Annotated in this window: 20 protein-coding genes and 1 pseudogene; 17 read left to right on the top strand and 4 right to left on the bottom strand. The window is 55.8% G+C overall.

What is annotated here, in order from left to right; translation table 11 throughout:
- The first annotated feature begins 126 nt into the window (after positions 1–126).
- The gene (locus RHN82_RS06140; RefSeq protein WP_003856489.1) at positions 127–414 is read left to right on the top strand and encodes a DUF2502 domain-containing protein; all 288 of its coding nucleotides are present in this window, start codon (positions 127–129) and stop codon (positions 412–414) included.
- 31 nt (positions 415–445) lie between these two features.
- Here RHN82_RS06140 and yaaA read toward each other — a convergent pair whose 3' ends face one another.
- Positions 446–1,219 (bottom strand): peroxide stress protein YaaA, encoded by a 774-nt coding sequence (yaaA, locus tag RHN82_RS06135; RefSeq protein ID WP_022650381.1) that lies wholly within the window; start codon positions 1,217–1,219, stop codon positions 446–448.
- A gap of 66 nt (positions 1,220–1,285) precedes the next feature.
- Entirely contained in the window at positions 1,286–2,719 is a 1,434-nt protein-coding gene (locus RHN82_RS06130; RefSeq protein ID WP_047052508.1) for a sodium:alanine symporter family protein, read from the bottom strand.
- A gap of 262 nt (positions 2,720–2,981) precedes the next feature.
- On the opposite strand from RHN82_RS06130, the gene tal reads away from it, so the two are divergent.
- The 3 genes from tal to RHN82_RS06115 all read left to right on the top strand — a co-directional run bounded on the left by tal (position 2,982) and on the right by RHN82_RS06115 (position 6,078).
- Positions 2,982–3,935 (top strand): transaldolase, encoded by a 954-nt coding sequence (gene tal, locus RHN82_RS06125; RefSeq protein WP_047052507.1) that lies wholly within the window; start codon positions 2,982–2,984, stop codon positions 3,933–3,935.
- A gap of 110 nt (positions 3,936–4,045) precedes the next feature.
- Positions 4,046–4,633: a molybdopterin adenylyltransferase gene (gene mog, locus RHN82_RS06120; RefSeq protein WP_047052506.1), complete on the top strand. Its 588-nt coding sequence runs from the start codon at positions 4,046–4,048 to the stop codon at positions 4,631–4,633.
- Positions 4,634–4,755: 122 nt separating this feature from the next.
- Positions 4,756–6,078 carry an MFS transporter gene (locus RHN82_RS06115; RefSeq protein ID WP_048982957.1) on the top strand — a complete coding sequence of 441 codons (1,323 nt, stop codon included), beginning with the start codon at positions 4,756–4,758 and terminating at the stop codon, positions 6,076–6,078.
- Here RHN82_RS06115 and satP read toward each other — a convergent pair.
- Entirely contained in the window at positions 6,055–6,621 is a 567-nt protein-coding gene (gene satP, locus RHN82_RS06110; RefSeq protein WP_047051369.1) for an acetate uptake transporter, read from the bottom strand. The two genes, RHN82_RS06115 and satP, sit on opposite strands and share 24 nt — an antisense overlap.
- Before the next feature lie 295 nt (positions 6,622–6,916).
- Between satP and dnaK the strand changes: the two genes are divergently transcribed.
- The 4 genes from dnaK to nhaR all read left to right on the top strand — a co-directional run bounded on the left by dnaK (position 6,917) and on the right by nhaR (position 12,370).
- Positions 6,917–8,830: a molecular chaperone DnaK gene (gene dnaK, locus RHN82_RS06105; RefSeq protein WP_017383818.1), complete on the top strand. Its 1,914-nt coding sequence runs from the start codon at positions 6,917–6,919 to the stop codon at positions 8,828–8,830.
- Positions 8,831–8,917: 87 nt separating this feature from the next.
- Positions 8,918–10,063, top strand: a complete 1,146-nt coding sequence (gene dnaJ, locus RHN82_RS06100) for a molecular chaperone DnaJ (RefSeq protein WP_008502040.1) — start codon at positions 8,918–8,920, stop codon at positions 10,061–10,063.
- 173 nt (positions 10,064–10,236) lie between these two features.
- Positions 10,237–11,412 carry a Na+/H+ antiporter NhaA gene (gene nhaA / locus RHN82_RS06095; RefSeq protein ID WP_047051366.1) on the top strand — a complete coding sequence of 392 codons (1,176 nt, stop codon included), beginning with the start codon at positions 10,237–10,239 and terminating at the stop codon, positions 11,410–11,412.
- A 58-nt stretch (positions 11,413–11,470) separates the two neighbouring features.
- Positions 11,471–12,370 (top strand): transcriptional activator NhaR, encoded by a 900-nt coding sequence (nhaR, locus tag RHN82_RS06090; protein ID WP_003856462.1) that lies wholly within the window; start codon positions 11,471–11,473, stop codon positions 12,368–12,370.
- A gap of 58 nt (positions 12,371–12,428) precedes the next feature.
- Here nhaR and rpsT read toward each other — a convergent pair whose 3' ends face one another.
- Positions 12,429–12,692: a 30S ribosomal protein S20 gene (gene rpsT, locus RHN82_RS06085; protein WP_003856458.1), complete on the bottom strand. Its 264-nt coding sequence runs from the start codon at positions 12,690–12,692 to the stop codon at positions 12,429–12,431.
- Between the two features lie 115 nt (positions 12,693–12,807).
- Between rpsT and RHN82_RS06080 the strand changes: the two are divergent.
- The 9 genes and pseudogenes from RHN82_RS06080 to carB all read left to right on the top strand — a co-directional run.
- A pseudogene (locus tag RHN82_RS06080) lies at positions 12,808–13,013 on the top strand (DUF2575 domain-containing protein); the annotation flags it as partial.
- Positions 13,014–13,020: 7 nt separating this feature from the next.
- A complete protein-coding gene (gene ribF, locus RHN82_RS06075) occupies positions 13,021–13,947 on the top strand; it encodes a bifunctional riboflavin kinase/FAD synthetase (protein WP_003856456.1) in 927 nt (308 codons plus the stop codon).
- A gap of 45 nt (positions 13,948–13,992) precedes the next feature.
- The gene (gene ileS / locus RHN82_RS06070) at positions 13,993–16,809 is read left to right on the top strand and encodes an isoleucine--tRNA ligase (RefSeq protein ID WP_047051364.1); all 2,817 of its coding nucleotides are present in this window, start codon (positions 13,993–13,995) and stop codon (positions 16,807–16,809) included.
- On the top strand, positions 16,809–17,309 hold the full coding sequence (lspA, locus tag RHN82_RS06065; RefSeq protein WP_047051362.1) for a signal peptidase II: 501 nt from the start codon (positions 16,809–16,811) through the stop codon (positions 17,307–17,309). The genes ileS and lspA overlap by 1 nt, the downstream gene beginning before the upstream one ends.
- Before the next feature lie 117 nt (positions 17,310–17,426).
- A complete protein-coding gene (fkpB, locus tag RHN82_RS06060; protein WP_003856450.1) occupies positions 17,427–17,876 on the top strand; it encodes an FKBP-type peptidyl-prolyl cis-trans isomerase in 450 nt (149 codons plus the stop codon).
- A gap of 1 nt (position 17,877) precedes the next feature.
- Positions 17,878–18,828 (top strand): 4-hydroxy-3-methylbut-2-enyl diphosphate reductase, encoded by a 951-nt coding sequence (gene ispH, locus RHN82_RS06055; RefSeq protein ID WP_028015471.1) that lies wholly within the window; start codon positions 17,878–17,880, stop codon positions 18,826–18,828.
- Positions 18,829–19,033: 205 nt separating this feature from the next.
- Positions 19,034–19,855 (top strand): 4-hydroxy-tetrahydrodipicolinate reductase, encoded by an 822-nt coding sequence (gene dapB, locus RHN82_RS06050; RefSeq protein ID WP_047051360.1) that lies wholly within the window; start codon positions 19,034–19,036, stop codon positions 19,853–19,855.
- 454 nt (positions 19,856–20,309) lie between these two features.
- On the top strand, positions 20,310–21,458 hold the full coding sequence (carA, locus tag RHN82_RS06045) for a glutamine-hydrolyzing carbamoyl-phosphate synthase small subunit (RefSeq protein WP_047051359.1): 1,149 nt from the start codon (positions 20,310–20,312) through the stop codon (positions 21,456–21,458).
- A gap of 18 nt (positions 21,459–21,476) precedes the next feature.
- Positions 21,477–24,701: a carbamoyl-phosphate synthase large subunit gene (gene carB / locus RHN82_RS06040; RefSeq protein ID WP_047051357.1), complete on the top strand. Its 3,225-nt coding sequence runs from the start codon at positions 21,477–21,479 to the stop codon at positions 24,699–24,701.
- Positions 24,702–24,779 lie beyond the last annotated feature (78 nt).

Genomic DNA, 24,779 nt, shown 5'->3' with positions numbered 1-24,779 from the left:
AAAGCAGAAATTCCCAATAAATGCGGTCACTTAGCGTTTAGGATTGCAGAGAATAACATCCCCCGTTCCCATCACGTACTCTCCTTACATCGGCCCACGTTGGGCAAGAAGAATAAGGAGTCACCTATGTCTACCCTGAAACCTGCACTTATCGCGCTTTCACTGATGCTGGTCGCTCCCATGGCGGTGCAGGCAGCTGAGATCACCCTCGTGCCCGCGGTAAAACTGCAAATTGGCGATCGGGATAATAACGGGCACTACTGGGATGGCGGCCGCTGGCGCGACCATGACTGGTGGAAAGCACACTATGACTGGCGCGATAACCACTGGCGTCCGCACGATGAACATCGCGATCGTGACGATCACCACCGTCATGACGAGCGCCGCCCGGGCCCGGACCGGAAGCACCATTAACACAAACCCCGCCAGCTGGCGGGGTTGTCTTTTATTGCTCGTGACGCTTAAACACCAGCTCGTTTTTTCCTGACGATGCCTCGTCGAAGAAATACCCTTCACTGTTAAAGCCGGTGAGCTGCTCTGGCTTCGTCAGGCGGTTTTGAATGATGAAGCGGCTCATCAGACCGCGCGCTTTTTTGGCGTAGAAGCTGATCACTTTAAATTTGCCGTTTTTCTCGTCGAGGAACACCGGCTTGATAATGTCCGCATCCAGCTTTTTCGGCTTCACTGATTTGAAGTACTCATCGGAGGCCAGGTTGATCACCACGTTGTCCCCCTGGGCTTGCAGCGCCGCGTTAAGCTTGTCGGTAATGACATCGCCCCAGAACTGGTACAGATCTTTGCCTTTGGCGTTTTCCAAGCGGATACCCATCTCCAGACGATACGGCTGCATCAGATCCAGCGGGCGCAGCACCCCGTACAGGCCGGATAACATGCGCAGATGCTGCTGGGCAAAATCGAAATCGGCTTCGCTAAACGTTTCTGCTTGCAGGCCAGTGTAGACGTCACCTTTAAAGGCCAACAGCGCCTGGCGGGCGTTAGCGGGCGTGAAGTCAGGCTGCCACTCATGAAAACGGGTGGCGTTCAGGTCGGCGAGTTTATCGCTGATGCTCATCAGCGAAGCGATTTGCGGAGCCGAAAGCTTACGCGCCTCGTGGATCAGCTGTTGCGAGTAATCCAGCAATTCCGGCTGGGTATAACGCTCAGTGGCGAGCGGGCTCTGGTAGTCGAGCGTTTTGGCAGGTGAAATCAGAATCAGCATATCCAGTCCTTGCAGGAAATTTAGAGCGACTTTAACAAAAAATCGCCCTGAATTGATCGATAGCTGTTATTGCCGCGGCAAATCATCCCAGGTGCCAGGGGCAATTTGTGACTCGATTTCGGGATAGCGTGAGGCGTCAAAGACGGGCTGTACGCCAAGCTTGCGCTGACGCAGATAATCGCGCGCAATTAGCGCCACAACCGGTGAAAGAAGCAAAATCGCCGTCAGGTTCGTGATGGCCATCAGCGCCATAATGACGTCCGCTATTTGCCAGACCAACGGCATGCTGAGCAGGGAGCCGACGAAAACCATTCCCAGCACACCCGCGCGAAGGACGTTGCGGGCCAGACGCGAATCGACTTTCAGGAAGATAAGGTTGTTTTCGGCATAGATATAGTTCACCGCAATGGAACTAAAGGCAAAAAGTCCCACGACAAGTGCGACAAGGCCCGCGCCCCAGCCGCCGACGAGGGAGACCAGCGCCTGTTGTACCCAATGAATGCCTGCCGTACTACCGGACGGTTGTTCAGCGGCACCGGCCAGCAACATGATCATCGCGCTGGCGGAGCAGATAACAATGGTGTCTGTGAAGACGCCAATCATCTGTACAATGCCCTGCGCAGCGGGATGCGGAGGCCATGATGCGGCGGCTGCGGCGGCATTCGGCGTGGAGCCCATTCCCGCTTCGTTGGAGAACATACCCCGCTGAAAACCCGCAGTGAGTGCCTGGCTAAGGGTGTAACCCAGCGCGCCGGAAGCCGCTTCGCGCCAGCCGAACGCGCTTTGGAAAATGGTGACGATAACGTTCGGCACCTCGTCAATATGTATCGCGCAGACCATCAGGCTGGTGGACACCCACAGCAGCGCCATCAGCGGAACCAGCCACTGCATCAGGCGGGCAACCCCTTTTAGCCCGGTCACAATGGTCAGCAGGGTGAGAAGGGCAAGCGCGCCGCCCGTCAGCCACTCCGGACAATTAAAGGCAAAGCGCAGCGCGTGGGCGACGGAATTTGCCTGAACGGTATTGAAAATAAGGCCATAGGCAATCAGCAAAAAGATCGAGAACAGGACGCCCATCCAGCGCATTCCCAGCCCGCGAGCCATATACCAGGCGGGACCGCCGCGAAACTGACCTTTGCCGTCTTTTTCTTTGTAGAGCTGCGCAAGCGAGCATTCAGCAAAGGAGGTGGCCATACCGATAATCGCCGTCACCCACATCCAGAATATCGCGCCCGGACCGCCCGCGCCGATCGCCAGCGCGACACCGGCCAGGTTACCGCTGCCGACGCGCGCGGCAAGGCTGGTACAGAGCGCCTGAAACGAGGTCAGGCCGCCCGGCTGTGGGGTGACGCTGTTTTTCAGACTTCTGCCAAATTTGCGGATATAGCGAAACTGAATCAGACCGCTGCGCCACGTAAACCAGATACCTGCTCCAGAAAGCAGGTATATCATGATCGAACCCCAGAGGACTTCGTTAATAAAGAAAAAGAAATCAGGCACTAACGTCCCTCTTGTTGATGCCAAAGTGAATATGTAAGCGCTACCACTGATTGTGCATGCTGTTACTTAGCAGCCTGTTAATATTCTGAGTTTATCATACTCTGCCTAAGCGCACTGTCTGCGGTTGCGCTGCCTCTCACTCGTGTTATCATCAGGGCAGACCGGTTACATCCCCCTAACAAGTAAACCTGTCATTTTTCCGCTGCTGGCAAGCTGTCGGTAGTGTGAATTATCCAAGGCACGTTAAAAGAGAAACACTATCATGACGGATAAATTGACCTCCCTTCGTCAGTTCACCACTGTCGTCGCTGACACCGGAGATATCGCGGCAATGAAGCTGTACCAGCCGCAGGATGCCACAACCAACCCTTCTCTGATCCTTAACGCCGCGCAGATCCCTGAGTATCGCAAACTGATCGACGAGGCGGTGACCTGGGCAAAAGCACAGAGCAATGACCGCGCGCAGCAGGTTGTGGATGCCACTGACAAACTGGCAGTGAACATCGGTCTGGAAATCCTGAAGCTCGTTCCTGGCCGTATCTCTACCGAAGTGGATGCTCGCCTGTCCTACGACACCGACGCGTCTATCGCCAAAGCAAAACGCCTGATCAAACTGTACAACGATGCGGGCATCAGCAACGATCGTATCCTGATCAAACTGGCGTCGACCTGGCAGGGCATCCGCGCCGCTGAGCAGCTGGAAAAAGAAGGCATCAACTGTAACCTGACTCTGCTGTTCTCCTTCGCGCAGGCGCGTGCCTGTGCCGAAGCTGGCGTATACCTGATTTCTCCGTTCGTGGGCCGTATTCTGGACTGGTACAAAGCCAACACCGACAAGAAAGAGTACGCGGCGTCTGAAGATCCAGGCGTGATTTCTGTGACTGAAATCTACGAATACTACAAACAGCACGGCTATGAGACCGTTGTTATGGGCGCAAGCTTCCGTAACGTCGGCGAAATCATTGAGCTGGCTGGCTGTGACCGCCTGACCATCGCCCCTGCGCTGCTGAAAGAGCTGGCAGAAAGCGAAGGTGCTATCGAGCGTAAACTGTCCTACACCGGCGAAGTGAAAGCGCGCCCTGAGCGCATCACCGAGTCCGAGTTCCTGTGGCAGCACAACCAGGATCCAATGGCCGTAGATAAACTGGCGGACGGTATCCGTAAGTTTGCTATCGACCAGGAAAAACTGGAAAAAATGATCGGCGACCTGCTGTAATCATTCTGCGTGACCGGGTTCCCGGTCACGCGTCTTTCCCCCGCCTCTGTCTGAATTTTCTCTCTGCGTGTATCATTCCCTTTAATCAGTACTTTTTGAATGGAATGGATATGAATACCTTACGCATCGGCTTAGTGTCGATTTCTGACCGCGCCTCCAGCGGTGTTTATCAGGATAAAGGCATCCCTGCTCTGGAAGCGTGGCTGGGCAGCGCGCTCACTACCCCGTTTGAGATCCAGACTCGCCTGATCCCGGACGAGCAGCCGATCATCGAGCAAACCCTGTGTGAACTGGTGGATGAGATGAGCTGCCACCTTGTGCTGACGACGGGCGGAACCGGCCCCGCGCGCCGCGATGTGACGCCGGACGCGACGCTGGCTATCGCCGATCGTGAAATGCCGGGCTTCGGTGAACAGATGCGCCAGATCAGTCTACACTTTGTCCCGACGGCCATTCTTTCCCGTCAGGTCGGGGTGATCCGCAAACAGGCGCTGATCCTGAATCTGCCGGGCCAGCCGAAGTCGATCAAAGAGACCCTCGAAGGGCTTAAAGCGGAAGACGGCAGCGTTATTGTCCACGGTATCTTTGCAAGTGTACCGTATTGTATACAACTGCTTGACGGTCCGTACGTTGAAACTGACGGCAATGTGGTAGCAGCATTTCGCCCTAAAAGCGCTCGCCGCGAAACAATCTCCTGAAAATCATTAAAATGTGACATTAGCGCCAGCCGCAGTAGCGTGTAAATGGATTTACGATATAGTAATTTTTTCTTTACGATTGCTGTAAAAAATAATCCACAACACATGCACAATGGTTCGCTATGTCACATAACACCCGACCTCTGAATCGCCAGGACTACAAAACCCTCACGCTCGCTGCCCTGGGCGGCGCGCTGGAGTTTTACGACTTCATCATCTTTGTCTTCTTCGCCGCCGTCGTGGGGGCGCTGTTTTTCCCGGCGGATATTCCGGAATGGCTGCGTCAGGTACAAACCTTCGGCATTTTCGCTGCCGGGTATCTGGCGCGTCCGCTGGGCGGCATTGTCATGGCGCATTTTGGCGATCTGGTCGGGCGCAAGAAGATGTTTACCCTCAGCATCCTGCTTATGGCCGTGCCGACGCTGGCGATTGGTCTTTTGCCTACCTATGAGTCGATGGGCATTATCGCCCCGTTATTGCTGCTGCTGATGCGTATCCTCCAGGGCGCGGCCATCGGCGGGGAAGTGCCTGGCGCGTGGGTGTTTGTCGCTGAGCACGTCCCGGTGCGCCGCATCGGCATTGCGTGCGGAACGCTGACCGCAGGGCTGACGATCGGGATCCTGCTTGGCTCCGTGGTTGCAACCATCATCAATACCAGCATGACGCAACAGGCCGTTCACGACTGGGGCTGGCGCATTCCGTTCCTGCTGGGCGGGGCGTTCGGGCTGGTGGCAATGTACCTGCGACGCTGGTTGCAGGAGACGCCAATATTTCTGGAAATGCAGCAGCGGAAGGCGCTGGCGCAAGAACTGCCGGTGAAAACCGTGGTGGTGCGGCATAAAAAAGCGGTAGTGGTGTCGATGCTTCTGACCTGGCTGCTGTCTGCGGGTATCGTGGTGGTCATTTTGATGTCGCCGGTCTGGCTGCAAAAACAGTACGGTTTTGCGCCTGCCGTGACGTTACAGGCGAACAGTATCGCGACAATTATGCTCTGCTTTGGCTGTCTGGCCGCCGGGCTGGCGGCGGATCGTTTCGGCGCCAGCGCGACCTTTATTGTCGGCAGCCTGCTGCTGGCCGCGTCGAGCTGGGCATTTTATCATCTTGCGGGCTCCCATCCTGAACAGCTGTTCCTGCTGTACGGTGTCGTCGGGCTGTGCGTGGGCGTCGTTGGTGCCGTACCGTACGTGATGGTCCGCGCCTTCCCGCCAGAGGTACGCTTCACCGGGATCTCTTTCTCTTATAACGTCTCGTATGCCATTTTCGGTGGGCTGACGCCGATTGTGGTGACGGTGTTGATGGGGGTGTCACCCCTTGCACCTGCGTGGTACGTGCTGGCGTTATCGCTGATGGGGCTGGTTTTGGGAGTGTGGCTTCGCCAGTCAGAGGGACGTCGTGCCCGCGACGCGGGCACGACAGAGGGATCAGTGTTTTTCACCAATCGGTAATACGGTGCGGTCGAACTGCTCGTTCAGCACTTCACCCATGGCCAGGTAGATTGCGCTTGCGCCGCACACCAGACCGACCCAGCCGGCAACGTGAACGATGCCTTCGTTATCCGCCAGGTGACCGATGGCCAGCAGAGCGAACAGGACGGTCAGGCTCAGGAAGACGAATTGCAGTGCGCGGTTCGCCTTAAGGGTACCGAAGAACATGAACAGGGTGAACACGCCCCACAGTCCCAGGTACACGCCCAGGAAATGGGCGTTTGCCGCCTCTGCCAGGCCCATTTTAGGCATCAGCAGAATTGCGACCAGGGTCAGCCAGAAGGAACCGTAAGAGGTAAAGGCGGTTAAGCCGAAGGTGTTGCCTTTCTTATATTCCAGCAGGCCCGCAAAGATTTGTGCGATACCGCCGTAAAAAATGCCCATCGCCAGGATAATGCCGTCCATCGGGAACATCCCGATATTGTGCAGGTTCAGCAGAATGGTGGTCATGCCAAAACCCATCAGGCCCAGCGGAGCCGGATTAGCCAACTTAGTGTTGCCCATAAGTCCTCAAAAAATCATCATTAATATGGTGAAATGGTTAAACCCGCGCCAGTTCTCCCTGACGGGGCGCGGCATCATAATGGGCGGCATCGACGCCGTCTATGATCTCATCGGGGTGAAATTAAAAAATTTTTTATCCTTCCCCCTTGATGGATGCCGTTGTGACCCCATCTTGTAAGCAACCGCAGTGTGTGGACCTGAAAAAAATCAAATCTGGGCAGTTGAAAAAGCACGTTCTGCCCTTATTACAGGTACACAACCACATGTTGACTGAATTTTTAGTGGAGACGTTTAGATGGGTAAAATTATTGGTATCGACCTGGGTACTACCAACTCTTGTGTAGCGATTATGGATGGCACTACTGCACGTGTGCTGGAGAACGCCGAGGGCGATCGCACCACGCCTTCTATCATTGCTTATACCCAGGATGGTGAAACTCTGGTTGGTCAGCCGGCTAAACGTCAGGCCGTGACAAACCCGCAAAACACCCTGTTTGCGATCAAACGCCTGATTGGCCGCCGCTTCCAGGACGAAGAAGTTCAGCGTGACGTTTCCATCATGCCTTACAAAATCATCGCAGCCGATAACGGCGATGCATGGCTTGATGTGAAAGGCACCAAAACGGCACCTCCGCAGATCTCTGCTGAAGTGCTGAAGAAAATGAAGAAAACCGCGGAAGATTACCTGGGTGAACCGGTAACTGAAGCTGTTATCACCGTACCTGCTTACTTCAACGATGCTCAGCGTCAGGCAACCAAAGATGCTGGCCGTATTGCAGGTCTGGAAGTAAAACGTATCATCAACGAACCAACCGCAGCAGCACTGGCTTACGGTCTGGATAAAGAAGTCGGCAACCGTACTATCGCGGTTTACGACCTGGGTGGTGGTACCTTCGATATCTCTATTATCGAAATCGACGATGTTGACGGCGAAAAAACCTTCGAAGTTCTGGCAACCAACGGTGATACCCACCTGGGTGGTGAAGACTTCGATACCCGTCTGATCAACTACCTCGTTGACGAGTTCAAGAAAGATCAGGGCATTGACCTGCGTAACGACCCGCTGGCTATGCAGCGCCTGAAAGAAGCCGCTGAGAAAGCGAAGATCGAGCTGTCTTCCGCTCAGCAGACCGACGTGAACCTGCCGTACATCACCGCAGACGCGACCGGTCCAAAACACATGAACATCAAAGTGACCCGTGCGAAACTGGAAAGCCTGGTAGAAGACCTGGTGAACCGTTCTATCGAGCCACTGAAAGTTGCATTGCAGGACGCTGGCCTGTCCGTGTCTGACATTCAGGACGTTATCCTGGTAGGTGGTCAGACTCGTATGCCAATGGTTCAGAAGAAAGTTGCTGAATTCTTTGGTAAAGAGCCACGTAAAGACGTGAACCCGGACGAAGCGGTTGCTATCGGTGCTGCGGTTCAGGGTGGTGTACTGACCGGTGAAGTGAAAGACGTTCTGCTGCTGGACGTTACCCCGCTGTCTCTGGGTATCGAAACCATGGGTGGCGTGATGACTCCGCTCATCAACAAAAACACCACTATCCCGACGAAACACAGCCAGGTGTTCTCTACCGCTGAAGACAACCAGTCTGCGGTAACCATCCATGTGATTCAGGGTGAGCGTAAGCGTGCGGCGGATAACAAATCTCTGGGTCAGTTCAACCTGGACGGTATTAACCCGGCACCACGCGGCATGCCACAGATCGAAGTCACCTTCGACATCGATGCTGACGGTATCCTGCACGTGTCTGCGAAAGACAAAAACAGCGGTAAAGAGCAGAAGATCACCATCAAGGCATCTTCTGGCCTGAACGAAGCGGAAATCGAAAAAATGGTTCGTGATGCCGAAGCTAACGCGGAATCCGACCGTAAGTTCGAAGAGCTGGTTCAGACCCGTAACCAGGGTGACCATCTGCTGCACAGCACCCGTAAGCAGGTTGAAGAAGCGGGCGATAAACTGCCAGCGGAAGACAAAACTGCGATCGAAACTGCACTGAGCGCGCTGGAAACGTCTCTGAAAGGCGAAGACAAAGCGGACATCGAAGCGAAGATGCAGGAGCTGGCACAGGTTTCTCAGAAGCTGATGGAAATCGCTCAGCAGCAGCACGCACAGCAGCAGGCGGGCGCTGAGGCTTCCCAGAACAACGCGAAAGACGACGATGTTGTCGACGCTGAGTTCGAAGAAGTGAAAGACAAAAAATAATCGCCCTGATGCAGGGTAAGTAATCGGCACGGGCGTAGGAGAATTCTCCACGCCCGTGCTCGCATGTTAAGGGGCTTAAAAAAACCAATGGCAAAGCAAGACTATTACGAGATTTTAGGCGTTCCGAAAACTGCGGAAGAGCGTGAAATCAAAAAGGCGTATAAGCGCCTGGCCATGAAATTCCACCCTGACCGTAATCAGGGTGACAAAGAGGCTGAAGCCAAATTTAAAGAGATTAAAGAAGCCTACGAAGTCCTGACCGATGCACAAAAACGTGCGGCCTATGACCAGTATGGTCACGCGGCCTTTGAACAGGGCGGCATGGGCGGCGGTGGATTTGGTGGCGGCGGCTTCGGCGGCGGCGCTGATTTCAGCGATATCTTTGGTGATGTATTTGGCGATATCTTCGGCGGCGGGCGTGGTCGTCAGCGCGCGGCGCGCGGCGCAGACCTGCGCTACAACATGGACCTGACGCTGGAAGAAGCGGTTCGTGGCGTAACCAAAGAGATCCGTATCCCGACGCTGGAAGAGTGTGACGTTTGCCACGGCAGCGGCGCGAAAGCGGGGACTCAGCCACAGACCTGCCCAACCTGTCATGGTTCCGGTCAGGTGCAGATGCGCCAGGGCTTCTTCGCGGTGCAGCAGGCCTGTCCGCACTGTCATGGTCGCGGTACGCTGATTAAAGATCCGTGCACCAAATGTCACGGTCACGGTCGCGTGGAGAAAACCAAAACGCTGTCCGTTAAGATCCCGGCAGGCGTGGATACGGGCGACCGCATCCGTCTGGCAGGTGAGGGTGAAGCCGGCGAGCACGGCGCACCGGCAGGCGATCTGTACGTTCAGGTTCAGGTGAAGCAGCACGCCATCTTCGAGCGTGAAGGTAACAACCTGTACTGTGAAGTGCCGATCAACTTTGCGATGGCGGCGCTGGGCGGCGAAATCGAAGTGCCGACGCTGGACGGTCGCGTTAACCTGAAAATTCCTGGCGAAACCCAGACCGGCAAGCTGTTCCGCATGCGCGGCAAAGGCGTTAAATCCGTTCGCGGTGGCGCGCAGGGTGACCTGTTATGCCGCGTGGTCGTGGAAACGCCGGTCGGCCTGAACGATAAGCAGAAACAGCTGCTGAAAGAGCTTCAGGAAAGCTTTGGCGGCCCGACGGGTGAGAAAAACAGCCCGCGCTCCAAAAGCTTCTTCGATGGCGTCAAAAAATTCTTCGACGATTTAACCCGCTAACCCGCCAGCTGGTTACTATCCTTTAAAGCCCGGAAGCGATTCCGGGCTTTTTGCTTTATAGCGTTATACCTCGGTTAAACTGAATCTATAACCAATATTAATCTGTTTTTACCGATCTGTTTGCGCTGATATTATGGTTTTACCGAGGTATTGTTGTAAAAGAGAGTTTAAACGTGAAATTACTACACCGTTTCTTTAGCAGTGAGGCATCCGGCGGCGTCATCCTGATTATTGCTGCTGCGGCCGCCATGCTGCTCGCCAATATGGGCATGACGCGCGATCTCTATCACGCATTTCTGGAAACGCCCGTCGAGCTGAAGGTCGGGGCGCTGGAAATTAACAAGAACATGCTGCTGTGGATCAACGATGCGCTGATGGCGGTGTTCTTCCTGCTGGTGGGCCTGGAGGTTAAACGTGAGCTGGTGATCGGTTCGCTTGCCAGCCGTCAGCGCGCGGCGTTTCCGGTGATCGCGGCGATTGGCGGGATGATCGTTCCGGCATTGCTCTTTCTCGCGTTTGCGTGGCAGGATCCGGTTGCGCGTGGCGGCTGGGCGATCCCGGCCGCAACGGATATCGCGTTTGCGCTCGGGGTCTTAGCCTTGCTCGGTAGCCGCGTCCCGGTAGCACTGAAAATTTTCCTGATGGCGCTGGCGATTATCGATGACCTGGGCGCTATCGTGATTATCGCGCTGTTCTACACCAGCGATCTGTCGGTTCTGTCGCTGAGCGTGGCGGCCGTGGCTATTGCGGTGCTGGCATTGCTGAACGTCTTCAACGTCCGACGCACGGGGATTTATATTCTGGTGGGGATGGTACTGTGGACGGCGGTGCTGAAGTCTGGCGTGCATGCCACGCTGGCGGGCGTCATCGTTGGCTTCTTTATTCCGCTGAAGGAGCAGGACGGCAAATCGCCTGCCAGACAGCTGGAGCATGTGCTTCATCCGTGGGTGGGCTTTATGATCCTGCCGCTGTTTGCGTTTGCCAACGCGGGTGTTTCCCTGGCCGGGGTTACCCTAGACGGACTCACCTCCGTGCTGCCGCTGGGTATCATCGCCGGTCTGTTTATTGGTAAGCCGCTGGGTATCAGCCTGTTCTGCTGGCTGGCGCTGAAGCTTAAGCTGGCGTCATTGCCAAACGGAACCACCTTTAGCCAGATTATGGCCGTCGGCGTGCTGTGCGGTATTGGATTCACCATGTCGATCTTTATCTCGACGCTGGCGTTTGGCGCAAACGCGCCTGAGCTTATCGTCTGGGCGAAACTCGGCATTCTTATCGGGTCGCTGCTGGCCGCGGTTATCGGCTATACCTTGTTGAAGGTGAAGTTGTCCGGACAGGCTGTCCGGGCATAACGGGAAACCGGGAGGAGGGAAGCCTTCTCCCGATAAACTATCAGGGAGTGAAAACGTGATGTCTCATTTGAACTACAACCATCTCTATTACTTCTGGCATGTCTACAAGCAGGGCTCGGTCGTGGGCGCCGCAGAGGCGCTCTACCTGACGCCACAGACTATCACCGGGCAAATCAAAGCCCTGGAAGAGCGCTTGCAGGGAAAGCTTTTCAAGCGGAAAGGGCGTGGCATTGAGCCGAGCGAGCTGGGTGAGCTGGTGTTCCGCTATGCGGACAAGATGTTCACCCTGAGCCAGGAGATGCTGGATATCGTTAACTATCGCAAAGAGTCTAACCTCCTCTTTGACGTGGGCGTGGCGGATGCGTTGTCGAAACGGCTGGTAAGCGGCGTGCTGGATGCCGCCGTCGTTGAGGATGAGCAAATTCATCTGCGCTGCTTTGAGTCCACCCACGAGATGCTGCTGGAACAGCTGAGCCAGCATAAGCTGGATATGATTATCTCGGATTGCCCAATCGACTCCACGCAGCAGGAAGGCTTGTTCTCGGTGAAAATTGGCGAATGCGGCGTCAGTTTCTGGTGCATCAATCCGCCGCCGGAAAAACCGTTTCCGGCTTGCCTGGAAGAGCGTCGCTTACTGGTGCCGGGGAGACGATCCATGCTCGGACGTAAGCTGCTGAACTGGTTTAACTCGCAGGGGCTGAACGTAGAAATTCTCGGTGAGTTCGACGATGCGGCGCTGATGAAAGCCTTTGGCGAGGCGCACAACGCTATCTTCGTTGCCCCGACGCTGTATGCGCACGATCTCTATTCAGACGACAAGATTACCGAGATTGGCAGGGTGGATAACGTGATGGAAGAGTATCACGCCATATTCGCCGAAAGGATGATTCAGCATCCGGCGGTACAGCGAATCTGCAACCGCGACTACTCGGCGCTGTTTACGCCGCCGGCAATCTGAAGACATAAAAAAACCCGCGTTAAGCGGGTTCTTTCAAACAAGCAACAACAAGTGGCGATTAAGCCAGTTTGTTGATCTGCGCGGTCAGGTTTGCTTTATGACGCGCTGCTTTGTTTTTGTGGATCAGACCTTTAGCAGCCTGACGATCCACGATTGGTTGCATTTCGTTAAATGCGTTCTGCGCTGCAGCTTTGTCGCCAGCTTCGATTGCTGCGTATACTTTCTTGATGAAAGTACGCATCATAGAGCGACGGCTTGCATTGTGCTTACGAGCCTTTTCAGACTGAACGGCACGTTTCTTAGCTGATTTGATATTAGCCAAGGTCCAACTCCCAAATATGATCTATGTGGACAATTCAAAGGCCGAGGAATATGCCCTCTATACCTTCTTTTGTCAATGGATTTGTGCAAATAAGCGCCGTTAATGTGGCGACGCTACGTTACGTAGTGATGGCGCAGGATTCTACCAGCTTGTCGTTCGTGAATACAGCTTTTCGGCGTAAAAATCGCAGTTCGCGGGCAGATTTTTTTGCTGTGAAAGGTCAGCGTGATGAAATCATACGGCTTTCTGTTTAGCGTGAACAATCGCCGGTTAACCTTAACCGCTGTACAAGGTATACTTTGGCGATTTTCACTGTTTTGAGCCAGTCATGAAGCTGATACGCGGCATACATAATCTCAGTCAAGCCCCGCACGGGTGCGTGCTGACCATTGGTAATTTCGACGGCGTGCATCGTGGGCATCAGGCGCTGTTGCAGGGATTGCGTAAAGAAGGCGAGGCGCGAGGCCTGCCCGTCGTGGTGATGATTTTCGAGCCTCAGCCGCTGGAGCTGTTTGCAGGCGAGAAATCCCCCGCGCGGCTGACGCGTCTGCGCGAAAAGTTGCGCTACCTGGCGGAGTCAGGGGTGGACTACGTGCTGTGCGTACGGTTCGACCGTCGTTTTGCCGCGCTGACCGCACAAAATTTTGTCAGCGACCTGTTGGTCAGGCAGCTTGGCGTGCAGTTTCTCGCCGTGGGCGATGATTTCCGCTTTGGCGCTGGTCGTCAGGGCGATTTCTTGTTATTACAGAAGGCTGGCCTGGAGTACGGGTTTGACGTCACCAGCACGATGACCTTCTGTGAGGGCGGCGTGCGCGTCAGCAGCACGGCGGTACGTCAGGCGCTGGCGAACGATGAACTGGACACGGCAGAAACGCTGCTGGGTCACCCGTTCACAATTTCAGGTCGCGTGGTCCATGGCGATGCGCTGGGCCGCACGATAGGTTTCCCGACGGCGAATATACCGCTGCGTCGTCAGGTCTCCCCGGTTAAAGGGGTCTATGCGGTGGAAGTGGCAGGACTGGGCGAGAAGCCTTTCTACGGCGTCGCCAACATTGGCACACGTCCAACGGTTGCCGGTGTGCGTCAACAGTTAGAAGTACACCTGCTGGACGTTGTAATGGACCTCTACGGTCGCCATATAGATGTGATACTGCGTAAAAAAATACGCAATGAACAGCGATTCGCTTCGCTGGATGAACTTAAGGCGCAAATCGCGCGAGATGAATTAACGGCCCGCGAGTTTTTTGGGCTTTAGAACCGGCTTAACTGCCTACGTGATAAATACGGAACCGAGAATCTGATGAGTGACTATAAATCAACCCTGAATTTGCCGGAAACAGGGTTCCCGATGCGCGGCGATCTCGCCAAGCGTGAACCGGGAATGCTGGCGCGTTGGACCGATGATGACCTGTACGGCATCATTCGTGCAGCCAAAAAAGGCAAAAAAACCTTCATTCTGCATGATGGCCCTCCATATGCGAATGGCAGCATTCATATTGGTCACTCTGTAAACAAGATTCTGAAAGACATTATCGTGAAGTCCAAAGGACTCGCGGGATATGACTCGCCTTACGTTCCGGGCTGGGACTGCCATGGTCTGCCAATCGAACTGAAAGTGGAGCAAGAGTACGGTAAGCCGGGTGAGAAGTTCACCGCCGCTGAGTTCCGCGCGAAATGCCGCGAATACGCTGCCACCCAGGTTGACGGTCAGCGCGCTGACTTTATCCGTCTGGGCGTGCTGGGCGACTGGTCGCATCCGTACCTGACCATGGACTTCAAAACCGAAGCCAACATCATCCGTGCGCTGGGTAAAATCATCGGCAACGGTCACCTGCACAAAGGCGCTAAGCCGGTGCACTGGTGCGTCGACTGCCGTTCTGCGCTGGCAGAAGCGGAAGTTGAGTATTACGACAAAACCTCGCCTTCTATCGATGTGGCTTTCGAAGCGGTCGATCAGGATGCGATCAAAGCTAAATTTGGTCTGCCTGGGGTAAGTGGCCCGATCTCGCTGGTTATCTGGACCACCACCCCGTGGACGTTGCCAGCCAACCGTGCGATTTCCCTGTCCGGTGAGTTTGAGTACGCGCTGGTGCAGATTGATGGCCGTGCGGTTATCCTGGCGAAAGACCTGGTCGAAAGCGTGCTGAAACGCGCGAACATCACCGATTACACCGTGCTGGGCACCGTAAAAGGCGACGCGCTGGAACTGATGCGTTTCAAACACCCGTTCCTGGACTTCGACGTTCCGGGGATCCTGGGCGACCACGTCACGCTGGACGCGGGTACTGGTGCGGTGCATACCGCCGGTGGCCACGGTCCAGACGACTACAACATCAGCCTGAAATACGGTCTGGAAATCGCCAACCCGGTCGGTCCGGATGGCTCTTACCTTCCTGGCACCTACCCGGCCCTGGACGGTATTAACGTCTTTAAAGCCAACGACATCATCGTTGACATGCTGCGCACCAGCGGCGCGCTGCTGCACGTTGAGAAAATGCAGCACAGCTACCCGTGCTGCTGGCGTCACAAGTCGCCGATCATCTTCCGTGCGACCCCGCAGTGGTTCGTCAGCATGGACCAGAAAGGCCTGCGCGAGCAGTCTCTGAAAGAGATCAAAGGCGTGCAGTGGATCCCGGACTGGGGCCAGGCGCGTATCGAATCCATGGTGGCTAACCGTCCTGACTGGTGTATCTCCCGTCAGCGCACCTGGGGCGTGCCGATGTCGCTGTTCGTACATAAAGAGACGCAGGAGCTGCACCCGAATACGCTGGAACTGATGGAAGAAGTGGCGAAGCGCGTCGAAGTTGACGGCATTCAGGCGTGGTGGGATCTCGACGCCCGCGACATCCTGGGCGCTGACGCAGACAGCTACGAGAAAGTGCCAGATACCCTGGACGTGTGGTTCGACTCCGGTTCAACCCACGCCTCTGTCGTTGACGTGCGCCCTGAGTTCGCCGGTCACGCTGCCGACATGTATCTGGAAGGCTCCGACCAACACCGCGGCTGGTTCATGTCATCCCTGATGATCTCCACCGCCATGAAGGGTAAAGCACCTTACCGTCAGGTACTGACTCACGGCTTCACCGTGGATGGTCAGGGCCGTAAGATGTCCAAGTCCATCGGTAATACCGTTTCTCCGCAGGACGTGATGAACAAACTGGGCGCGGACATCCTGCGCCTGTGGGTGGCGTCGACCGACTACACCGGCGAAATGGCGGTGTCTGATGAAATCCTGAAACGTGCCGCTGACAGCTATCGTCGTATCCGTAACACCGCGCGCTTCCTGCTGGCGAACCTGAACGGGTTTGATCCGGTAAAAGACATGGTGAAGCCGGAAGAGATGGTCGTGCTCGATCGCTGGGCGGTGGGCTGCGCGAAAGCGGCGCAGGAAGACATTGTTAAAGCGTACGAATCTTACGACTTCCACGAAGTGGTGCAGCGCCTGATGCGCTTCTGCTCCATCGAGATGGGCTCGTTCTACCTCGACATCATCAAAGACCGCCAGTACACCGCGAAAGCGGACAGCGTGGCACGTCGTAGCTGCCAGACTGCGCTGTTCCACATCGCAGAGGCGCTGGTACGCTGGATGGCGCCGATCATGTCCTTCACCGCGGATGAAATCTGGGGTTACCTGCCGGGCGACCGCGAGAAGTATGTCTTCACCGGCGAGTGGTACGAAGGTCTGTTCGATCTCTCCAGCACCGAAGCGATGAACGATGCCTACTGGGACGAGCTGCTGAAAGTGCGTGGCGAAGTGAACAAGGTTATCGAGCAGGCGCGCGCTGACAAGAAAGTCGGTGGCTCTCTGGAAGCGACGGTGACCCTGTACGCAGAGCCTGAGCTGGCCGCGAAGCTGACCGCGCTGGGCGATGAATTACGATTTGTCCTGTTGACCTCCGGTGCGAAAGTTGCGGATTATGCCGAGGCGTCTGCTGATGCTCAGCAGAGCGAACTGCTCAAAGGACTGAAGGTCGCACTGAGCAAAGCCGACGGTGAGAAATGCCCGCGTTGCTGGCATTACACTACCGATGTCGGTCAGGTGGCGGAACACGCAGACATCTGCGGACGCTGTGTAAGCAACGTCGCCGGTGACGGCGAAAAACGTAAGTTTGCCTGATGAGTAAAACTCTCTGTTCAACAGGACTGCGCTGGCTGTGGCTGGTGGTAGTGGTGCTGATTATTGATTTGGGCAGCAAGTTCCTGATCCTCCAGAATTTCGCTCTGGGGGATACGGTCCCGCTGTTCCCGTCGCTTAACCTGCACTACGCCCGCAACTACGGTGCGGCGTTTAGTTTCCTTGCCGACAGCGGTGGCTGGCAGCGCTGGTTCTTCGCGGGTATCGCTATCGGTATCTGCGTCGTGCTGGTGGTGCTGATGTACCGCTCGAAGGCCACGCAAAAGCTGAATAACATCGCCTACGCGCTGATCATTGGCGGCGCGCTGGGCAACCTGTTTGACCGCCTGTGGCACGGCTTTGTGGTCGATATGATCGACTTCTACGTCGGCGACTGGCACTTCGCGACCTTTAACCTCGCCGATAGCGCCATTTGCATCGGTGCGGCGTTAATCGTGCTGGAAGGCTTCTTGCCTAAACCGGCCGCGAAAGAGCAGGCGTAACAAAACCAGCCGGGTGACGCGTAGCGATCCCGGCCTACAGAATTTGTGGCCCCCCGTAGGCCCGGTAAGCGTAGCGCCACCGGGCAACAGGTGACCCAAAACAAGCGAGCAATTTGCATGTCTAAATCCGTACAGAGCAACAGCGCGGTTCTCGTTCATTTCACGCTGAAGCTGGATGACGGCTCCACGGCCGAATCCACCCGCAACAATGGCAAACCGGCGCTGTTTCGTCTGGGTGACACCTCCCTGTCTGAAGGCCTTGAGCAGCAGCTTCTGGGTCTGAAAGAGGGCGAGAAAAAAGCGTTCTCACTGGAGCCGGATGCGGCATTCGGTGTGCCAAGCCCGGATCTGATCCAGTATTTCTCGCGCCGTGAGTTTATGGATGCGGGTGAACCGGAAATCGGGGCGATTATGCTCTTTACCGCTATGGACGGCAGCGAAATGCCTGGCGTGATCCGCGAAATCAACGGTGACTCCATTACCGTTGACTTCAACCATCCGCTTGCCGGGCGTACCGTTCATTTTGATGTAGAAGTGCTGGAGATCGATCCGGCGCTGGAGGCCTGAAATGCAGATCCTGTTGGCTAACCCGCGCGGTTTTTGCGCCGGTGTAGACCGCGCTATCAGCATTGTTGAAAACGCGCTGGAGATTTACGGCGCGCCGATTTACGTGCGTCACGAAGTGGTGCACAACCGCTACGTGGTCGACAGCCTGCGCGAGCGCGGTGCGATTTTTATTGAGCAGATCAGCGAAGTGCCGGACGGCGCAATCCTCATTTTCTCCGCGCACGGCGTATCCCAGGCGGTACGCAACGAGGCGAAAAGCCGCGATCTGACCGTATTCGATGCCACCTGTCCGTTAGTGACTAAGGTGCATATGGAAGTGGCGCGCGCCAGCCGTCGCGGTGAAGAGTCAATTCTGATTGGTCACGCCGGTCACCCGGAAGTGGAAGGCACGATGGGCCAGTACAGCAACCCGGAAGGGGGCATGTATCTGGTGGAGTCACCGGAAGACGTCCTGACGCTGAACGTGAAAAACGAAGCGCGTCTGTCGTTTATGACCCAGACGACGCTTTCCGTGGACGACACCTCAGACGTGATTGACGCCCTGCGCCAGCGCTTCCCGAAAATCGTCGGGCCGCGCAAAGATGATATCTGCTACGCAACCACCAACCGTCAGGAAGCCGTGCGCGCGCTGGCTGAACAGGCGGACGTGGTGCTGGTGGTCGGCTCGAAAAACTCCTCTAACTCCAACCGTCTGGCCGAACTGGCGCAGCGTATGGGGAAAGCGGCGTTTCTGATCGACGACGCAACGGACATTCAGGAAGCGTGGGTAAAAAACGCGGCCTGCGTCGGTGTTACCGCAGGCGCTTCAGCGCCGGATATTCTGGTGCAGAACGTCATTGCCCGTCTGCAAGAGCTGGGCGGTGGCGAAGCGGTGCCGCTGGAAGGCCGTGAAGAGAACATTGTCTTCGAAGTGCCGAAAGAGCTGCGTATTGACGCGCGAGAAGTGGAATAGTTCTTTATCTGATGAAAGGCCAGCACCTCCTGTGCTGGCCTTTTTTTTGCCCCAAACTTTATCGTGACGACAAAATCATGTCTTTTACTGATATTTAAGCCGGTTTCACGTTAAATTCTAATTATCGGTGTTTTCAGTTGGCAGGCTTTGCCAAGGCTGGTTAATCTGAAAACGGTTTACATCATTTTAACGTAAGAGAATAACTATGCATGATGCACAGATCCGCGTTGCTATTGCGGGCGCGGGTGGACGTATGGGCCGCCAGCTGATTCAGGCAGCACTACAGATGAATGGCGTGGCACTCGGCGCGGCGCTGGAGCGTGAAGGTTCATCCCTGCTGGGAGCCGATGCAGGCGAGCTGGCGGGCGCGGGCAAGACAGGCGTTACCGTGCAGAGCAGCCTTGAGGCGGTGAAAGAAGACTTTGACGTGTTCATCGACTTTACCCGTCCGGAAGGCACACTGGCTCATCTGGCGTTTTGCCGTCAGCACGGTAAAGGGATGGTGATTGGTACCACTGGTTTCGATGATGCCGGTAAACAGGCCATTCAGGACGCAGCCACCGACATTGCGATTGTCTTCGCTGCGAACTTTAGCGTCGGCGTTAACGTCACGCTGAAACTGCTGGAAAAGGCAGCGAAGGTGATGGGCAACTATACCGACATTGAGATTGTTGAAGCACACCACCGCCATAAAGTTGATGCTCCGTCAGGCACGGCGCTGGCGATGGGCGAAGCGATTGCTCATGCACTTGATAAAGATTTAAAAGAGTGCGCGGTCTATACCCGTGAAGGACATACCGGCGAACGCGTACCCGGGACAATTGGTTTCGCAACCGTTCGTGCAGGCGATATCGTCGGCGAACATACAGCGATGTTCGCCGATATTGGCGAACGTGTTGAGATCACCCATAAAGCGTCAAGCCGCATGACGTTTGCGAATGGTGCAGTTCGTGCCGCCTTGTGGCTTAACGCCAAGGAAAAGGGTCTTTTTGATATGCGAGATGTGCTTGATCTCAATAATTTGTAAGCGATATTACCCATCGTGATGTGGTTATTGCAGTCGTAATTACTTGATTGCATAGGGCAATAATTTATTGCCCTCTTATTTTATCCGTTTTAGATAAAAAATAACGCTTAGGCGGCATAAAGCTTACTGTTGTGCCATTTTTCTGTGAAATATATGTAAATTTTGACCATCTGGTCCACTTTTTGTCGCCCACCTCCCTAAAATTCTAACAAACCTGCCGCGCAAGCGTTTTCCGGAATGATTTACCTGATCTTTTTGTCCATTAAATCCCATTCCAGACGCCAGGCTTGCAAAAGAATATACAAAACTCCCGTTTTAAGTTGACTTTTACATAGCAAATCCCCAGAATGCCGCCGTTTGCCAAAAATCCGCTGGCAACACATTTGCATTGATCCATGACATGGTTATGCATTAATATGCAAATAAAGTGAGTGAATATTCTCTGGAGGGTGTTTTGATTAAGTCAGCGCTATTGGTTCTGGAAGACGGAACCCAGTTTATCGGTCGGGCCATAGGGGCAACGGGTTCGGCGGTTGGGGAAGTCGTTTTCAATACTTCAATGACCGGTTATCAAGAAATCCTCACTGATCCTTCCTATTCTCGCCAAATCGTTACTCTTACTTATCCTCATATCGGCAATGTCGGCACCAATGCGGCTGACGAAGAATCCTCTCAGGTACATGCGCAAGGCCTGGTCATTCGCGACCTGCCGCTGATTGCCAGCAACTTCCGCAACACTGAAGACCTCTCTTCTTACCTGAAGCGCCATAACATTGTGGCGATTGCCGATATCGATACCCGTAAGCTGACGCGTCTGCTGCGCGAGAAGGGTGCACAAAACGGTTGTATCATCGCAGGGGATAACCTCGATGCGACGCTGGCGCTGGAAAAAGCGAAAGCCTTCCCGGGACTGAACGGTATGGACCTGGCGAAAGAAGTGACCACCGCTGAAGCCTACAGCTGGACGCAGGGAAGCTGGACGCTGGAAGGCGACCTGCCGGAAGCGAAACCGGAAAGCGAGCTGCCGTTCCACGTGGTGGCCTACGATTTTGGCGCCAAGCGCAACATCCTGCGTATGCTGGTTGACCGTGGCTGCCGCCTGACGGTCGTCCCGGCACAAACGTCTGCGGAAGATGTTCTGAAGATGAACCCGGACGGCATCTTCCTCTCTAACGGTCCTGGCGACCCGGCGCCGTGCGACTACGCTATCGACGCCATCAAGGCCTTCCTGGAAACCGATATCCCGGTATTCGGCATCTGTCTCGGTCATCAGCTGCTGGCGCTGGCGAGCGGAGCGAACACCGTCAAGATGAAGTTCGGCCACCACGGTGGTAACCACCCGGTGAAAGATATCGACAACAACACGGTGATGATCACCGCGCAGAACCACGGCTTCGCTGTGGATGAAGCGACGATGCCGGCTAACCTGCGCGTGACGCACAAATCACTGTTCGATGGCACCTTGCAGGGTATCCATCGTACCGATAAGCCTGCGTTCAGCTTCCAGGGTCACCCTGAAGCCAGCCCGGGCCCACACGATGCCGCGCCGCTGTTCGATCACTTCATCGAACTTATCGAGCAATACCGTAAGACCGCTAAATAATCAGGAGCTGAGAAGACCATGCCAAAACGTACAGACATAAAAAGCATCCTGATCCTTGGCGCTGGCCCGATTGTCATCGGCCAGGCCTGTGAATTTGACTACTCCGGCGCGCAGGCGTGTAAAGCCCTGCGTGAAGAAGGTTACCGCGTCATCCTCGTGAACTCTAACCCGGCCACCATCATGACCGACCCGGAAATGGCGGATGCGACCTACATCGAGCCGATTCACTGGGAAGTGGTACGCAAAATTATCGAGAAAGAGCGTCCGGACGCGGTGCTGCCAACCATGGGCGGCCAGACGGCGCTGAACTGTGCGCTGGAGCTGGAGCGTCAGGGCGTGCTGGAAGAGTTCGGCGTGACCATGATCGGTGCGACCGCCGACGCGATTGATAAAGCAGAAGACCGTCGCCGCTTCGACGTGGCCATGAAGAAAATTGGCCTTGATACCGCACGTTCCGGTATCGCGCACAATATGGAAGAAGCGCTGGCCGTTGCGTCTGAAGTGGGTTATCCGTGCATCATCCGTCCTTCCTTCACCATGGGCGGCACCGGCGGCGGCATTGCCTACAACCGCGAAGAGTTTGAAGAGATTTGCGAGCGCGGCCTGGATCTCTCCCCAACCAAAGAGCTGCTGATTGATGAATCGCTGATTGGCTGGAAAGAGTACGAGATGGAAGTGGTGCGTGATAAAAACGACAACTGCATCATCGTCTGCTCCATCGAAAACTTCGATGCGATGGGTATCCACACCGGCGACTCCATCACCGTTGCGCCAGCTCAGACGCTGACCGACAAAGAGTACCAAATCATGCGTAACGCCTCGATGGCGGTACTGCGTGAAATCGGCGTGGAAACCGGCGGCTCTAACGTGCAGTTCTCGGTGAACCCGAAAACCGGCCGTCTGATTGTTATCGAAATGAACCCGCGCGTGTCCCGTTCCTCCGCGCTGGCCTCCAAAGCCACCGGCTTCCCGATTGCGAAAGTGGCGGCGAAACTGGCGGTGGGTTATACCCTCGACGAGCTGATGAACGACATCACCGGTGGCCGCACCCCTGCGTCCTTCGAGCCGTCCATCGACTACGTTGTGACCAAAATTCCACGCTTTAACTTCGAGAAATTCGCCGGCGCGAACGACCGTCTGACCACCCAGATGAAATCTGTTGGTGAAGTCATGGCGATTGGCCGCACGCAGCAGGAATCCCTGCAAAAAGCGCTGCGCGGCCTGGAAGTGGGCGCGACCGGCTTTGACCCGAAAGTCAGCCTGGACGACCCGGAAGCACTGACCAAAATCCGCCGCGAGCTGAAAGACGCGGGCGCAGAGCGTATCTGGTACATCGCCGATGCCTTCCGTGCGGGGCTGTCCGTCGACGGCGTATTTAACCTGACTAACATTGACCGCTGGTTCCTGGTGCAGATTGAAGAGCTGGTGCGTCTGGAAGAGAAAGTGGCGGAGCTGGGCATCAACGGCCTGGACGCGGACTTCCTGCGCATGCTGAAGCGTAAAGGCTTCGCCGATGCGCGTCTGGCTAAGCTGGCGGGCGTGCGTGAAGCGGAAATCCGCAAGCTGCGCGACCAGTATGACCTGCACCCGGTTTACAAGCGCGTGGACACCTGTGCAGCAGAGTTCTCGACCGATACCGCGTACATGTACTCCACCTATGAAGACGAGTGCGAAGCGAACCCGTCCGTCGACCGCGACAAGATTATGGTGCTGGGCGGCGGTCCAAACCGTATCGGCCAGGGCATCGAGTTTGACTACTGCTGCGTACACGCCTCACTGGCGCTGCGTGAAGACGGTTACGAGACCATCATGGTCAACTGTAACCCGGAAACCGTTTCGACCGACTACGATACCTCCGACCGCCTCTACTTCGAGCCGGTTACCCTGGAAGACGTGCTGGAAATCGTGCGCATCGAGAAGCCAAAAGGCGTGATCGTGCAGTACGGCGGCCAGACTCCGCTGAAGCTGGCGCGCGCGCTGGAAGCAGCAGGTGTACCGGTTATCGGCACCAGCCCGGACGCGATTGACCGTGCGGAAGACCGCGAACGTTTCCAGCAGGCGGTTGACCGTCTCAAGCTGAAACAGCCGGCGAACGCCACCGTGACCGCGATTGAAATGGCCGTTGAGAAAGCGAAAGAGATCGGCTACCCGCTGGTGGTGCGTCCTTCCTATGTACTGGGCGGCCGCGCGATGGAAATCGTCTACGACGAAGCGGACCTGCGTCGCTACTTCCAGACGGCGGTGAGCGTTTCCAACGATGCGCCTGTGCTGCTCGACCGCTTCCTCGACGACGCGGTTGAAGTCGACGTGGATGCCATCTGCGACGGCGAAATGGTGCTGATTGGCGGCATCATGGAGCACATCGAGCAGGCGGGCGTGCACTCCGGTGACTCCGCCTGTTCTCTGCCAGCGTACACCCTGAGCCAGGAGATTCAGGACGTGATGCGCCAGCAGGTGCAGAAGCTGGCCTTCGAGCTTCAGGTTCGCGGCCTGATGAACGTTCAGTTCGCGGTAAAAGACAACGAAGTCTACCTGATTGAAGTCAACCCGCGTGCGGCGCGTACCGTACCGTTCGTCTCTAAAGCGACCGGTATTCCGCTGGCGAAAGTGGCGGCGCGCGTGATGGCAGGCCAGACGCTGGCTCAGCAGGGCGTCACGAAAGAAATCATCCCGCCGTACTACTCGGTGAAAGAGGTGGTGCTGCCGTTTAACAAATTCCCGGGCGTTGACCCGCTGTTAGGGCCAGAGATGCGCTCTACCGGGGAAGTGATGGGCGTGGGCCGTACCTTCGCCGAAGCGTTTGCCAAAGCGCAGCTGGGCAGTAGCTCCACCATGAGAAAATCTGGCCGTGCGCTGCTCTCCGTTCGCGAAGGCGATAAAGAGCGCGTGGTTGACCTGGCCGCCAAGCTGCTGAAACAGGGCTTCGAGCTGGACGCCACTCACGGTACGGCGATTGTGCTGGGTGAAGCGGGTATCAACCCGCGTCTGGTGAACAAAGTGCATGAAGGTCGTCCGCACATTCAGGACCGCATTAAGAATGGCGAGTACACCTACATCATTAACACCACCGCAGGTCGCCAGGCGATTGAAGACTCCAAGCTGATTCGCCGCAGCGCGCTCCAGTACAAAGTGCATTACGACACCACCCTGAACGGCGGTTTCGCGACGGCCATGGCGCTGAATGCGGATGCCACCGAGAAGGTGATTTCGGTGCAGGAAATGCACGCTCAGATTAGCAAGTAATCTGCACAGGCCCGGCAAGCGTTAGCGCCGCCGGGCAAATGGCGGGTGGCGCTTCGCTTACCCGCCCTGTGGTTTTCT

Source organism: Enterobacter cloacae complex sp. EB5 (genome assembly GCF_031432835.1).
Classification (GTDB): Bacteria; Pseudomonadota; Gammaproteobacteria; order Enterobacterales; family Enterobacteriaceae; genus Enterobacter; species Enterobacter hormaechei_C.
Note: the sequence above shows the minus strand (reverse complement) of the source record. Positions and strands in the feature narration are given on the sequence as shown.

Bases quoted from the DNA above. Each gene is read 5' to 3' on its own strand.
- RHN82_RS06140 (WP_003856489.1), top strand. From the start codon at position 127: ATGTCTACCCTGAAACCTGCACTTATCGCGCTTTCACTGATGCTGGTC.
- yaaA (WP_022650381.1), bottom strand. From the start codon at position 1,219: ATGCTGATTCTGATTTCACCTGCCAAAACGCTCGACTACCAGAGCCCG.
- tal (WP_047052507.1), top strand. From the start codon at position 2,982: ATGACGGATAAATTGACCTCCCTTCGTCAGTTCACCACTGTCGTCGCT.
- mog (WP_047052506.1), top strand. From the start codon at position 4,046: ATGAATACCTTACGCATCGGCTTAGTGTCGATTTCTGACCGCGCCTCC.
- RHN82_RS06115 (WP_048982957.1), top strand. From the start codon at position 4,756: ATGTCACATAACACCCGACCTCTGAATCGCCAGGACTACAAAACCCTC.
- satP (WP_047051369.1), bottom strand. From the start codon at position 6,621: ATGGGCAACACTAAGTTGGCTAATCCGGCTCCGCTGGGCCTGATGGGT.
- dnaK (WP_017383818.1), top strand. From the start codon at position 6,917: ATGGGTAAAATTATTGGTATCGACCTGGGTACTACCAACTCTTGTGTA.
- dnaJ (WP_008502040.1), top strand. From the start codon at position 8,918: ATGGCAAAGCAAGACTATTACGAGATTTTAGGCGTTCCGAAAACTGCG.
- nhaR (WP_003856462.1), top strand. From the start codon at position 11,471: ATGTCTCATTTGAACTACAACCATCTCTATTACTTCTGGCATGTCTAC.
- ribF (WP_003856456.1), top strand. From the start codon at position 13,021: ATGAAGCTGATACGCGGCATACATAATCTCAGTCAAGCCCCGCACGGG.
- ileS (WP_047051364.1), top strand. From the start codon at position 13,993: ATGAGTGACTATAAATCAACCCTGAATTTGCCGGAAACAGGGTTCCCG.
- lspA (WP_047051362.1), top strand. From the start codon at position 16,809: ATGAGTAAAACTCTCTGTTCAACAGGACTGCGCTGGCTGTGGCTGGTG.
- fkpB (WP_003856450.1), top strand. From the start codon at position 17,427: ATGTCTAAATCCGTACAGAGCAACAGCGCGGTTCTCGTTCATTTCACG.
- ispH (WP_028015471.1), top strand. From the start codon at position 17,878: ATGCAGATCCTGTTGGCTAACCCGCGCGGTTTTTGCGCCGGTGTAGAC.
- dapB (WP_047051360.1), top strand. From the start codon at position 19,034: ATGCATGATGCACAGATCCGCGTTGCTATTGCGGGCGCGGGTGGACGT.
- carB (WP_047051357.1), top strand. From the start codon at position 21,477: ATGCCAAAACGTACAGACATAAAAAGCATCCTGATCCTTGGCGCTGGC.